Genomic DNA, 13,229 nt, shown 5'->3' on the forward strand with positions numbered 1-13,229 from the left:
GAGGATCTATGAAAAGAATAATCTTTCTGTTTATTCTCTCTTACTCTTTTTTAAATGCCCAGAACAAACTTATACGCTTTCCATCTTTAAATCACGACGGTTCGTTAATAGCATTTTCTTATCAGGGTGATATCTGGACTGTTCCATCACACGGTGGACAGGCAATACGACTGACTGTACACGAAGGTTACGAGAGTAATCCGATTTTCAGTCCAGACGGTAACCAGATTTCATTTTCAGGAGAGCGATTCGGTAATTATGATATTTTTATAATACCAGCAAACGGAGGCGTACCAAAACGTTTAACTTATCATTCTGCAAATGATAATATTTCATCATTTACGAAAGATGGAAATATTTTGTTCAATACATATCGTGAATTTAGAAAAATTGAGCGTCCTCCTGAAATTTATGTTATATCGGAAGAAGGTGGCACAGAGAAAAGATTATTGGGTACACAGGGTTACGAACCCTCGTTATCCCCGAACGGAAAATTTCTTGCGTTTGTAAGAGCAGACATTAATCCTGTCGAAAGACTTGAATATGACGGACCATCTAACCGTGAAATCTGGATTTACAATTTCGAAAGCGGCAAATATACCAAACTGGATCTCTTCCGAACTAACGACATTCAACCCAGATGGAAAGACGACAACACTCTCTATTTCTTAAGTTCAGAATCGGGACAATATAACATCTACAGGCTCCAGCTTGACGTAAACGGCAATCAAGCATCCCGACCGGAGAAGATAACAAACTTCAAGGATCATTCTGTAAGACACTTCAATATTTCCGGAGATGGCAATTTAATTGTATTTGAGCAGCATCAGTCGATTTATTTACTTGATACTCGAACAAATGATTACCGTACAGTAGACATAAATATAGGTACCGACTACCGCTATGATCCTGTTGAGTACAAAACTTTTTCCAAATCTGCAACCGAATACGCTGTGTCACCAAACGGTAAATTAATGGCCTATGTTGTACGGGGAGAAATCTTTTTAAAAGAGAACAACAAAGAGGAGAGCAAATCGATCAATTTATCGGATTCTCCCTTTAACGACAGAGGAATTGCATGGCTAAGCGATACAACATTAATATTTACCTCTGACAGAACGGACAATAATTTCGAAATCTATTTAATAAGGTCATCTGACGTTAAAGAACCCGACCTATTCAAAACCCTTAAGCGGGAAATCATCCGTTTAACAAACTCAAAAGAAGACGAAGTTGCACCGGTAATTTCTAACAAAATGGATAAGATAGCTTACCTCCTGGAAGGTGAAAAGAAAAAATTAATTACAGCTTCAATTGCTAGCAATGGGAAAATGAGCAATGCTATTATCTTACAAGAAAGTTGGGCTGAACCGCACGGCGTATGCTGGAGTCCCGACGATAAATGGCTGGCTTATTCGATGGACGATTTGTATTTCAATGAAGAAGTATTTATTCAAGCTGCCGACAATTCTTCTCCGGCTATAAATGTAAGTATGCATCCCCGCTCCGATTTTAGTCCACACTGGAGTAAAGACGGTACAAAACTGGCATTCATATCGGAACGCCACAACAGGAACAACGATGTTTGGTTCGTATGGCTTAAAAAATCGGATTGGGAAAAAACGGAAGAAGATTGGAAAGAAACCGAAGACACGAGTAAGAACAAAAAGAATAACCTTGAAATTAAAATCGACTTCGAAAATATACATGAACGTTTGGTACATGTAACCGACTTCTCAGGAAATGAAAACGACGTGGTTATTTCAGCCGACGGCAAAACATTTTTTTACACGGCTGAGAATACTTCTGCCAAAGGCAGGGATATCTTTTCAATTAAATGGAACGGAAAAGATCTAAAGGCATTAACCAACTCGGGTATTAATCCCTCTAACCTTTACATTACTAAAGACGATCAACTTTATTACATGAAAGAAGGGGGGAATATTGCCCGTATCGACACAAAGAAAGATAAAAGCGAGGACCTTAAGTTTATTGCAGAAATGTTTCTCGACCATTTACGTGAAAGAGAACAGATTTTTGAAGAAGCATGGCGTGCTTTGAGAGATAATTTTTATGACCCAAACTTTCACGGAAAAAATTGGCACGCTCTAAAAGATAAATACAAAGAACTCTGTCTTGCCGCTTCAACCAATTACGATTTCAGGGATATGTTCAACTTGATGCTCGGAGAACTAAATTCGAGCCACATGGGATTCCGCAATCAGGATCTTATTGAAACCCAGAAAGACGAGACAGGTTTACTCGGAGTTGAATTATTTCCAGTTGACGAAGGAATGCTTGTAAATCACGTGGTGACTGGTTCGCCTGCCGATAAAAATGAAAGTAAACTTTATAAAGGCGATATAATTACTTCGGTTAATGGAATTGCTCTAAATGGTAATTCCAACTTTTATCAATTCCTCAATAAAACGGCCGACGAAAAAATATTACTCACCGTAAAAGGTACTGACGGAAGGAAGAGAGAAGTAGCAATTCGCCCTGTTAAATCATTGGGAGATTTGTTATACAAAGAATGGGTCGACAGCAGAAAAAAATTAACAGAGGAATATTCAAAGGGTCGATTAGGATATATTCATATTCAAGGAATGAACATTCCAAGTCTGGAAGAATTTGAAAGAGAACTGACTGCAGCAGGATATGGGAAGGAAGGTTTAGTAATCGACGTACGCTATAACGGAGGTGGTTTTACTACAGATTTACTTATGACGATACTGAATTACAAACAACACGCATACACAATTCCACGCGGTGCCGCAGAAAATCTGGAAAAAGAAAAGAAAAAATTCAGAGATTATTACCCGACCGGAGAACGCCTTGTATTTGCTGCCTGGCTCAAGCCTTCGATTGCTCTATGTAACGAAGGAAGTTACTCGAACGCTGAAATATTTTCACATGCTTATAAAAATTTAGGAATCGGTACCCTCGTCGGCTATCCAACGAATGGTTCGGTCATCTCTACAGACGCAAGGACTTTAATTGATGGTTCTTACGTCAGACTACCTATTAGAGGCTGGTTCGTGAAGGCAACCGATAAAAACCAGGAATTGGGTCCAGCTATCCCCGATATAATTGTCGATAATCCACCCGACTGGCTTGAAAAAGGAATTGACCCTCAGCTCAAAAAAGCAGTAGAAATTTTACTTGAACAAATTGACAATAAGAAGTAAATACGATTAATTCAGATTGAAGGGGCTGTCAAAAAATTAAAAGGCTCAACTAATTATTCGTCAAATTAGTGAACGTTATTCTAAAAAAATATTAGACAGCCCCTCATTTTTTATCAATCGAGAACCTTCACATATAAGTCTTTTATCATTTCTAAATATTTTAGCTGAACATCGACCGGTGGCAAAATCTCTTTGCTTTCTATTGCTGGCTTTATTCCATAGAATTCAAACAACTTATCTACCGCCTGAAAAAGATTAATATTCGGGAAATAATTATCCCTGAGAAAATGAATTAGTTTCATAATTCTAAAAGCATCCATCCAGAGAAATTTTTGTTTTTTTATCTGTTCAGGAATTACAGAATTTTTTACGATTCTCTTCCATGCTTGCGGAAAATTTTGTTCAATAAGAAATTTTTCAATACCTTCATGAACAGAAGCTGCCGACCTTAACATCTCGTCGATGTTTATTATATCATCACGATAGTACGCATCATTCCAATCTTTTAGCAATTCAAATATCATGGGATTATAGACGGACAAAATCGTGTCAACTTTACCTTGTTCCTTTACGCTTCTGCAAAATTCATTAATACTTCTACCGGTGCCGAATGGAACACGCCACGATATTCTTCCTGCAGGCCTAACCTTCGTATCGGAAATTAATTTTATTTCAGTCAGTTTTCTTAATTTTTCCAAAAAGTAAAAATCTTCACCTGCTTTCTTTTTATTCATTCCCCCCGCCTTACAATAATATTCAGCTGTGCAGGCAATTGTCGAGCCGATCGTCTGATATGCATACGGCGAACCCGAATATTTTAGCATCAGGACGTAATACCTGAGAAATATTTCGTATGTTATTGTCGCACTCTTCTCTATTTCGTCTTCGGGCAGGTTGTGCTCGTAGTCGATATAAGCTGCATTAAGATCTCTTTTCTCAAAGTTTTCCACTACAGCCGTCAGATAATTTTTATCAACTGTGCAATCGGCATCTAGACAAATGATTAATTTCTTTTTGTCATTTGAATAGTCAAATTTTGTGAGTGCCAGATCCATTCCTATTTTACGTGCATAGCCAACACCAGCAAATTTATCCGGCAATTCATTACCAGGAGAGCATGCATCAACGATTCCTAAGTTCAAACCGGCTTCAATAATTGATTGATTTAAATGCAAATCGGGGACTTTATTATCAATAATGCCCTTCAGAATTTCAATACTGCGACGATTATTTTCTTTAATTCCTTCGTTTGCTGATCTGGAATTGTTTATAACAAAGAGGAATAACGTTTCGGCTAAATATTTTTTTTCGAGTGCGGCAAGTGAGTTCAAAAGAGTTATAAGATTTTCGTATTCGTCGATTGCTGGAATTACAACTATGTTATTGTACAATTTTTTGTTATCTGGAAATATAGACCTCTCTAATTCCAGATATTTATATTTTTTAATGAAGTTAGGTAAATTATCCATTGAAGTAATATTTCATTATAATGTCTGTTGCCTTTTCGATGTCGGCTCCTTCGAGCCAGTGGATGTTAATTCCCTCTCTTTCCATTTTACGGTACCAGGTCATTTGTCTCTTTGCGAAGGAATGGATGGCGCTGTTGAGTTTTTGAAACATGTCGTTATAATTCAATTCTCCTTTTAGATAAAGAGCGAGGTATTTGTATTCAAGACCAAAGAATTCGAGTTTTTTATACGTCAATCCGGATTTAACCAAACTCTCTGCTTCTTCGATCATCCCTTCTTTTAGCCTTCTTTTCAGGCGTTCTGTAATACGTTTTTTAATTTCACTTCTTTCATATCTTATTCCGAGCACGAGGGAATTAATTTTAACTTTAGCAGGTTCTTCACGACTGCTTTTGACAATTATAGCTTTTATCATTCTATCGCGGTCAGACAGATCCGTTGTGTTATGAAGTTTAGGGCTAATTTCCAGCAGCATCTTTTTCAATTCATCGTCTGTAAGCTTTTGCAGCTCGTCGTATCTTGAAAAATCAGCCCTGCCAAGTTTATAACCTTTTAATATCGAATGGATATAGAGTGGAGTTCCACCGACGAGAAAAGGAGTTTTATTGCATCGAACAATTTCTTCGTACTCTCGATAAAACAATTGATTGAAAGTGTAGAGATTAAATTCTTCGGTCGCTTCAGCCACATCAATAAGATGATACTTGATTTGTCTTCCATTTACGATATAATCATCAAGGTCTTTGCCTGTACCGATATTCAATCTACGGTAGACCTGTCGGGAATCTGCAGAAATAATTTCACCATTGAATCGATCTGCCAAATGCGCCGCCAGTTTTGTTTTGCCGGCGGCTGTAGGCCCAAGAATGGTTATTAAATTATATTTCATACCGGCTACATACCGGAAACATACGGTATGGTTATAATAACTGTAGTGCCTTCGCCAAGCGAACTTTCTACTTCTATCTTGCCGTTATGTGCTTCGACTATCTGCTTGGTAATCGAAAGTCCAAGACCAGTACCTTCTTTTTTACCCTGTGTAAAGAAAGGTTCGAATATTTTTTCTTTCAGGCTATCTGCGATGCCCAGTCCGTAGTCACGAATTAATATCTTAACGACTCCTTTTTTTTCATCTTTCTTTGTAATTACTTCGATCGTGCCACCATCGGGCATGGCATCGCATGCGTTTTTAATAATATGAGTATAACACTGATAAAATTCTTTAACGTCAATTTTTACGGTTACATCTTTATCGAATTCATTTTTAATGCTGCAATTCCTCGACTCTACATAAGTGCCGATACGCGAAGCATAGTCGTCTAATGTTTTGTTAAGACTTATATTCATTGTACGCAGAATCGATTTTCCTTCAGAATAGCTCGATGTAGTTTGAACCAGATCGGCAACGTGGTTTAACTGTTCGAGCAACATATCGATAATTTGAATGTTATCCTGCGATAAATCTTTATTTCTCAAATGCTCGGCATAACGTTTACTTACCAATATCGGCTTTTTAATATCCTGGATAAGGAAGTTAGCCATTTTGCCGAGCGATTGAACTCGTTCTACCTTAAGAAGCCGTTCTACCATTTCTGCGTTTTGCAGTGCAATGGCAGCGTGTATCGACATAGCATTTAAAACTTCCTCGTCATCTTTTGAAAATTCGCCGTGTTTACTGTTGAGTAATTGAAGCACACCGATTATTTCACCTTCTCTGTTTTTGATCGGAAAAGTAAGAGCGTTTCTGGTTTCGTATCCGCTGGCTTTGTCGAAATCCGACCTGTAGCGAATATCTTTCGATACGTCTTTTATATTAAGAACCTCTCCCGTCTTTGCTACATATCCAGCCATTCCTTCACCGATTTTTAATCTGATCTCTTTAATTTCTTTTCCCATCGCAATCAACGACCAGAGTTCGTTTTTTTCTTTATCGATCAGATAGAGTGTGCCTCGGTCGGCTTCGGCAATTTCTGTGGCTGCTTCAACAATATTTTTCAATACTTCGTCTATCTTAACTGTGGAGTTAACCAGCTCGGCTGCTTTGATTATTTTCTTCAGTTGAGCAATATCCATTTTATTTCCCTCTTCTTTTTTACTTTCTTTTTGTTCATTCTTATCGCCCTCGTTTATATTTTCCTGAACAATCTCCTCAAAATTGTTTTGTTCTTCGTTAGTAATTTCTGGCATATTTTCATCGCGCTTTTCAAAAGTTTGCTCAACTCTTGTTTCTTTGATTTCTTCAGTGGCATTTATGGAATTGTCTATTAAGTCAGGAGTAAATTTATCTTCGTCGTGTTCTGTATTGGCTTCCTCAGTTTCTTCCTGTCCAGCAAGCAAATCAAAAATTGCCTCGTCGAGTTCTTCTTTCACTGTTTCCTCTTTTGATCCAATTATATCTTGCAACTCAGATTCTGGTTTCGGAATTCCATCTTCATCTAACAGCAGGTCAAAATTGAAATCATCTACCTGGTTTTGATTCTCCTTGCTTTCGGTTTTTTCTTCAGGAAAATCAATCGAAGTCAGGTCGCTTAAATCTTTATTTTCTGGCAATTGTTTATCGTCAATCGGCTTAAAAAATTCCTGCGTTTTTGAATGTTCTTCGCCTCCGAGAATCTCATTTTCAGAAGTAGAATCTTTTACTTTTTCTATGGGCTGTTGGGTCAAATTTATTTTAATATTCTCGTCGATCTGAAGCAAATAATCGATTTCCTCTTTTGAAAGCGCAATCAAGTATGAATCTGATAATGCAATAGCTACTGCAGTTCTCGAAGTGCCTTCGAGTATTTCATCCTGTCCGAAGAATTCGTTTTCCTCGAAAATGTATGCTTTCGATTTACCGAGTAGTTTCTTTTTTATCAAATTAACTTTACCCGAAATAATTAGATAAACAGCGTCGGCAGGTTCCCCTTCCCTGTAAATCGATTCGCCTTCGTTGACAGTGAAAAGCTTACCTCTTATTTTATCCGCTTCAATTTTAGATATATCGACATTTTTAAGTAACTTATTCCTGCTTAATCTGCTTATTAATTGATTTTCCATAAAATTGCTTTGATGTTATGAAAAAATTTGAAATTGAAAGAGCACTTTTGCATCTCAGCAGAAACGACAAGGTGCTATCAACGTTAATAAAAAACAATGGTATTTGCAATTTACCGACACACAAAAAATACTTTATTGCTCTCTTAAGAGCAATAATTGGCCAACAATTATCGATTAAAGCTGCAGATTCAATAAACAGGAAATTCTTGTCATATTTTGACAATTCCCCCACACCAGATTTAATTCTTTTCACAAAAGACGAAACACTCCGTTCCCTCGGTCTTTCGAATGCAAAAGTGAAATACGTTAAGGATCTGGCCTTAAAGGTAAAAAACGGTGAAGTCAGACTTCAAAAATTGTTGAACAAATCCGACGAAGAAATTATTGTCGAACTTACAAAAGTCAAAGGCATTGGTGTTTGGACTGCACAGATGTTCTTAATTTTCACACTCGGAAGACCGGATGTCTTGCCAGTCGATGATCTTGGCATTAGAAAGGCTATAATGTTAAATTACGGCTTTAAAAATTTACCTTCTGGCGAAGAAATAGTCAGATTAGCAAAAAATAATGGATGGTCGCCCTTTTCCACTATAGCTTCACTTTATCTGTGGAAAAGTCTCGACACTAATTTTGAAACTATTTTAAGGTAACGGCATCATACCAGATGAATGAACAACAATTAATCGAGGCGGCTCAAAAAGGCGACAGAAAAGCTCTGGCAGAACTGGTCAAAATGTATGAGCAGACAGTCTATAATTTTTCGTTCAAGCTGTGCCGAAATCGAGAAAGAGCCGAGCACACAATGCAAGAAACATTTTTAAGTATGGTTAAGAACTTGAACCAGTTCTCGGGACAGTCGAAGCTATCCACATGGCTCTACCGAGTTGTTGCAAATCACTGCTTGATGCTGGCTCGTTCTGAAAACAGGTATGGATTTTCATCATTCGACGATGACGAGTCATACATCGACGAAAAAGAAATTGCCGAATGGAAGGTGACACCCGACAGGATTACCGAGAACAACGAGCTGAAAATGATCCTTGACGAGTCGATTCAAAAACTTGCGCCCGAATACAGAGTGGTTTTTATGCTCAGGGACGTCGAAGGCCTTTCGACTGAAGAAACAGCCAAGCTGCTCGATTTAACAGTGCCTGCTGTCAAATCGAGACTCCATCGTGCACGCGCTTTTTTAAGGAATGAATTAAACGAGAGATTTGCACATGAACTCAAATAAAATATCGTGCAAAGAAGTGATGTATCACATTTGTGATAATCTCGGTGAAGATTTAGATTCTCCGCGTTGTATCGAGATCAAAACTCATCTGGAAAATTGCGAGAACTGCCAGCACTATTTCCAGAATATCGAGTTGACAATTCAGTTTTACAAAAAATATAACGTGGACTTACCCAAAGATGCTCACAATCGACTGATCGACTTTCTTGGATTAAGCGACTGCATCGAGGAAAAATAAAAGTAAATTTACCTCATAATACCGCTCAGTGCTTCTTTAATCAAATCTTCGAGTGCCATCGAAGGATTTTTATCCAGAGCAGCCTTTACAGATTTTTCAGCTGTTTTTTGATTGTAGCCCAGGTTAACCAATGCCGCAATCGCATCACCAGCAATTTGTTGCAAATCGACAGCTTGCTCGATTTCACCAGCAGATTTTATTTTGTCTTTCAATTCTAAAATTAATCTTTCAGCAGTTTTTCTTCCAATTCCCGGTGCAGATACAATCCTCGAAACATCACCTGTTAGAATTGCTCTTTTCATCTCGTCCACACTAATACCGGATAAAATACCGAGAGCTGTTTTTGGTCCAACTCCGCTCACACCGATAAGTAATTCGAACATCTCTTTCTCTTCTTCACCGTAAAAACCGTATAAGTTGAGTGCGTCATCTTTAACGACAAGATATGTATACAATTCGGCTTCTTCTCTGGTGTTGACTTTTTCGTATGTAGCAATTGAGATATTCAATGTGTAACCAACTCCATTTACATCAAGAATTAATTTAGTCGGTTTGATAGAAATAATTTTACCCCTTAAATATCCAATCATAATATTACCCTGTCTGGATTTTTTTCGATATATTCTTTCCAGTTGCGGCTTTTGGATTTTGAAGCAATCGATTTGTATTTAAATGCATGGCACACAGCAACAGCCAGTGCATCGGTTTCGTCGAATTTCAAATTATCAGTTTTGATGCCGCAGATTTTTGAAATCATAAATTGAATTTGTTGTTTGGACGAAGAGCCTTTTCCGCAGATTGCTTTTTTGATTTCTCTCGGCGAATATTCCCGAACAATCAAATTATTCTGTGCTGCAGTCAATAACGATACACCTCTGGCATAACCGATTTTAAGGGCTGACTGAACATTTTTGCCGTAAAAAGCTGTTTCGAGTGCAAATTCGTCAGGCTTATATTTTTTAATAACTGCCGTTAGATCGTCGTGTATTTTTTTGAGTCTCAGTGCAAAGTTGTCTACCGCAGGAATACGTATAATACCCGAAGAGATGTATGAAATTTCATTGTCTTTAAAATCGATGATCCCGAAACCCGTTATAAGGGTGCCGGGATCAACACCTAATATTCTCATTTTATTATTCTTCAACAAAATCTGCGTTTGTAAAAACGTTTTGCACGTCGTCGTTATCCTCGAGCGCTTCAATCAACTTCATAACTTTTTCAGCTTCTTCACCTTTAACTTCAACTTGATTTTTTGCAATCCATTGTAATGATGCATTTTCAACGGGCAAGCCTTTTTCGACTAAGGTGCGTCTTACGGCTTCAAAAGATTCGAGCGTTGTAACGACTTCGAAAAACTCCTCTTCGGTTTGTAGATCATCGGCTCCAGCATCGATAATTATTTCCATCATTTCGTCTTCAGACATGTTGTTGCGTTTAACCGTAATAATACCTTTTCTTTCGAACATCCATGCGACGGAATTCGATTCGCCGAGGCTACCACCGTTTCTCGAAAAGAGATGTCGAACTTCGGCAACGGTTCTGTTTTTATTATCAGTTGCGGCTTCAACTAAAATTGCAATGCCGCCTGGACCGTAACCTTCATAAACGACCTCATGGTAAGCTGCTCCTTCGAGTTCGCCGGTGGCTTTTTTAATTGCTCGTTCTATATTTTCGGCGGGCATATTAGCTGATTTTGCATTGTCGATTGCCAGTCTGAGTCGCGGATTTCCCTCCGGGTCACCTCCGCCCTGACGCGCTGCTATCGTAATTTCTTTAATCAGTTTAGTAAATAATTTACCTCTCTTAGCATCTAATGCGGCTTTTTTCCTTTTAATGGTAGCCCATTTTGAATGTCCGGACATAAATTACTCCTTTATATTATTTTTGATCTTTAAATCCTTTACGCGTATTTGTGGATATTCTTTGCCATCTTTATTAATTGTTTCAATCGTATATACAATATCTACTAAATCTCGGTCTTTATCAATATGTTCTGCATAGTAACCGAGGTTGAATCCGATTGCGTCGAAGACCTTGTCGTTGCCATTTTGTTTGAAAGACGTTACAAGGTGATTCATTCCAACAATTTTGGGAGGGTAAACAAGTTTGACGTTATCACTCAAAAAAACCGGTCGCATATTACCCGGACCGAAAGGAGCGAATTGTCGGAGTATACGCAAAAATTTAGGCGATATCTCTGAAAACGAAAGTTTTAAATCGATCGTAATTTCTGGATAGATATCTTCTTCGTTCATCGACTTGCAGAGAATATCGTTAAAGCGTTTTTTGAACTCGTCAAGTTTATCGATTGCAACCGCCAGTCCTGCGGCCGCTTCGTGACCACCAAATTGAAGTAGTAAATCTTCACAGCTCTGGAGTGCCTCGTAAATATTGAATCCAGGGATGCTCCGCGCAGAACCCTTTGCAATACCATCAACAGTAGTAAGCATTACTGCAGGGCGGTAGAATTTTTCGACAAGCCGTGAAGCCACTATTCCAATTACACCTGGATGCCATTCAGGGTCGTGCAATACTATCCCCATATTAGTATTCAGGTCGATCTCTTTTTCAACAATGCTGACAGCATGGCTGAATGTGGCTTCGTCGATTTCTCTTCTTTTTGAATTTTCTTCTTCGAGTATTTTTGCCAGTTGAATTGCTTTTTGAGGATCGTTCGTAGTAAATAATTCAACAGCTCGATGTGCATCACCGAGTCTACCAACCGCATTGATCCTGGGAGCAATTGTAAATACAATTTGTCCTGCGGATAAATTTCCAGGCTCCATTCTTGCCGAACGGATCAGAGCTTCGATGCCTGGCCTTGGATTTTTATTGATTATTTCGAGACCTTCCCGAACAAGTATTCTATTTTCATCTACGAGTGGGACAATATCAGCAGCACTGGCGAGCGCCACCAGATCGAGATATTTATAGGCCATTTCCTTCTTGCCAATTCTGTCGCCGATCGCAGTAGCCAGTTTAAAAGCCACACCTGCACCAGAAAGACTTTTGAAGGGATATGTATCTGTTGGTTTCAGGGGGTCCAGCACTGCATAAGCATCGGGCAATTGTTCTTTAGGTTGATGGTGGTCGCAAACAATGACGTCAATTTTATGAGATTTGGCGTGTTGAATTTCCTCAACTGCCGTAATGCCACAATCGACTGAGATAATCAGATTAATGCCCTGCTCGTTTAAATAATCGATACTTTGATTCGATATTCCATAGCCTTCAGTAAGTCTATTGGGAATGTAGGTCATCACATTGGCACCCAGTTCCTTCAGGAAAAGATACATAAGGGCTGCCGAACAGGTGCCATCGACATCGTAGTCGCCATAGACACAAATTTTTTGGTTGCTTGTAATTGCCTCGATAACCCTTTGTGTGGCTTGCTGCATGCCATCCATCATAAAGGGATCGTGAAGAGCCTCGAGCGATGGACGGAAATACGTCTTAGCTTCGAAAAAATTGGTAATTCCTCTTTGAATCAGGAGGATGGCTAAAGCTTTTGAAATATTGAGACTGTCTGCCAACGATAGAATTGATTTTTCATCTGGTAAATCTTTTAGTTTCCAGCGTTTAGATTTCATATTATTTCAGAAGAGGGAACAGATGAATCGTGTCTGTAAGCCGAATTCTGTAATCCGCCAGAGGCGGACGGCAGTTATTTATCTTGACCCGGTATTACTACCGAGTTCCAGCGGTCTACCCGAAGGTACTAAAGGCGAACAACCTTTTTCCCTTATAAAAGGGAAGACCTTCTGCTTGACCTTGCTCCAGGTGGGGTTTACCTTGTCCTGCCAATGGCAGGATCCCGTAACGGGACCTCCGACATTACTGCCGAAGCGGTGAGCTCTTACCTCACCTTTTCACCCTTACCCCAACTAAAGTCAGGGCGGTCTGTTTTCTGTGGCACTATCCGTCTTCCGATTTAATCGGAATCCCGGGCGTTACCCGGCACCTTGTTCTGCGGAGTTCGGACTTTCCTCCCCTTACATATCGGGGCAACTGCCCAACACGATTCATCTGCTCTTCTTCTGCTCTTATTATTTATACATTAC

Annotated in this window: 11 protein-coding genes and 1 other RNA gene; 4 read left to right on the plus strand and 8 right to left on the minus strand. The window is 38.9% G+C overall.

What is annotated here, in order from left to right; all coding sequences use genetic code 11:
• Window positions 1-8 precede the first annotated feature (8 nt).
• Complete coding sequence (locus ACUN8G_RS02440; protein WP_437345528.1) at window positions 9-3,188, plus strand: S41 family peptidase; 3,180 nt, start codon at window positions 9-11, stop codon at window positions 3,186-3,188.
• A 113-nt stretch (window positions 3,189-3,301) separates the two neighbouring features.
• Here the strand turns inward: ACUN8G_RS02440 and ACUN8G_RS02445 are convergent, their stop codons facing one another.
• The 3 genes from ACUN8G_RS02445 to ACUN8G_RS02455 are packed head-to-tail and all read right to left on the minus strand — an operon-like array spanning window position 3,302 to window position 7,696.
• The gene (locus tag ACUN8G_RS02445; protein ID WP_437345529.1) at window positions 3,302-4,657 is read right to left on the minus strand and encodes a glycosyltransferase family 2 protein; all 1,356 of its coding nucleotides are present in this window, start codon (window positions 4,655-4,657) and stop codon (window positions 3,302-3,304) included.
• A complete protein-coding gene (miaA, locus tag ACUN8G_RS02450) occupies window positions 4,650-5,546 on the minus strand; it encodes a tRNA (adenosine(37)-N6)-dimethylallyltransferase MiaA (RefSeq protein WP_437345530.1) in 897 nt (298 codons plus the stop codon). The genes ACUN8G_RS02445 and miaA overlap by 8 nt, the downstream gene beginning before the upstream one ends.
• Before the next feature lie 5 nt (window positions 5,547-5,551).
• Window positions 5,552-7,696 carry an ATP-binding protein gene (locus ACUN8G_RS02455; RefSeq protein ID WP_437345531.1) on the minus strand — a complete coding sequence of 715 codons (2,145 nt, stop codon included), beginning with the start codon at window positions 7,694-7,696 and terminating at the stop codon, window positions 5,552-5,554.
• A gap of 17 nt (window positions 7,697-7,713) precedes the next feature.
• On the opposite strand from ACUN8G_RS02455, the gene ACUN8G_RS02460 reads away from it, so the two are divergent.
• Genes ACUN8G_RS02460 through ACUN8G_RS02470 form a run of 3 tightly spaced genes read left to right on the plus strand, consistent with a single transcriptional unit; the run spans window position 7,714 to window position 9,168 of the window.
• Window positions 7,714-8,346: a DNA-3-methyladenine glycosylase family protein gene (locus tag ACUN8G_RS02460; protein ID WP_437345532.1), complete on the plus strand. Its 633-nt coding sequence runs from the start codon at window positions 7,714-7,716 to the stop codon at window positions 8,344-8,346.
• 14 nt (window positions 8,347-8,360) lie between these two features.
• Complete coding sequence (locus tag ACUN8G_RS02465; RefSeq protein WP_437345533.1) at window positions 8,361-8,930, plus strand: RNA polymerase sigma factor; 570 nt, start codon at window positions 8,361-8,363, stop codon at window positions 8,928-8,930.
• The gene (locus ACUN8G_RS02470) at window positions 8,917-9,168 is read left to right on the plus strand and encodes a zf-HC2 domain-containing protein (protein WP_437345534.1); all 252 of its coding nucleotides are present in this window, start codon (window positions 8,917-8,919) and stop codon (window positions 9,166-9,168) included. Before ACUN8G_RS02465 ends, ACUN8G_RS02470 begins: the two co-directional genes overlap by 14 nt.
• 8 nt (window positions 9,169-9,176) lie before the next feature.
• Here ACUN8G_RS02470 and ruvA read toward each other — a convergent pair whose 3' ends face one another.
• The 5 genes from ruvA to rnpB form a co-directional block, all read right to left on the minus strand.
• Window positions 9,177-9,758 carry a Holliday junction branch migration protein RuvA gene (gene ruvA / locus ACUN8G_RS02475; RefSeq protein WP_437345535.1) on the minus strand — a complete coding sequence of 194 codons (582 nt, stop codon included), beginning with the start codon at window positions 9,756-9,758 and terminating at the stop codon, window positions 9,177-9,179.
• Window positions 9,755-10,297, minus strand: a complete 543-nt coding sequence (gene ruvC, locus ACUN8G_RS02480) for a crossover junction endodeoxyribonuclease RuvC (RefSeq protein WP_437345536.1) — start codon at window positions 10,295-10,297, stop codon at window positions 9,755-9,757. The genes ruvA and ruvC overlap by 4 nt, the downstream gene beginning before the upstream one ends.
• Window positions 10,298-10,301: 4 nt before the next feature.
• Window positions 10,302-11,030: a YebC/PmpR family DNA-binding transcriptional regulator gene (locus ACUN8G_RS02485; RefSeq protein WP_437345537.1), complete on the minus strand. Its 729-nt coding sequence runs from the start codon at window positions 11,028-11,030 to the stop codon at window positions 10,302-10,304.
• A 3-nt stretch (window positions 11,031-11,033) separates the two neighbouring features.
• Window positions 11,034-12,758, minus strand: coding sequence for a single-stranded-DNA-specific exonuclease RecJ (gene recJ, locus ACUN8G_RS02490; RefSeq protein WP_437345538.1), 1,725 nt, complete (start codon window positions 12,756-12,758; stop codon window positions 11,034-11,036).
• Window positions 12,759-12,778: 20 nt separating this feature from the next.
• Window positions 12,779-13,192, minus strand: an RNA gene (rnpB, locus tag ACUN8G_RS02495) — RNase P RNA component class A.
• Window positions 13,193-13,229 lie beyond the last annotated feature (37 nt).

The sequence above is a fragment of the Melioribacter sulfuriphilus genome (assembly GCF_052656625.1).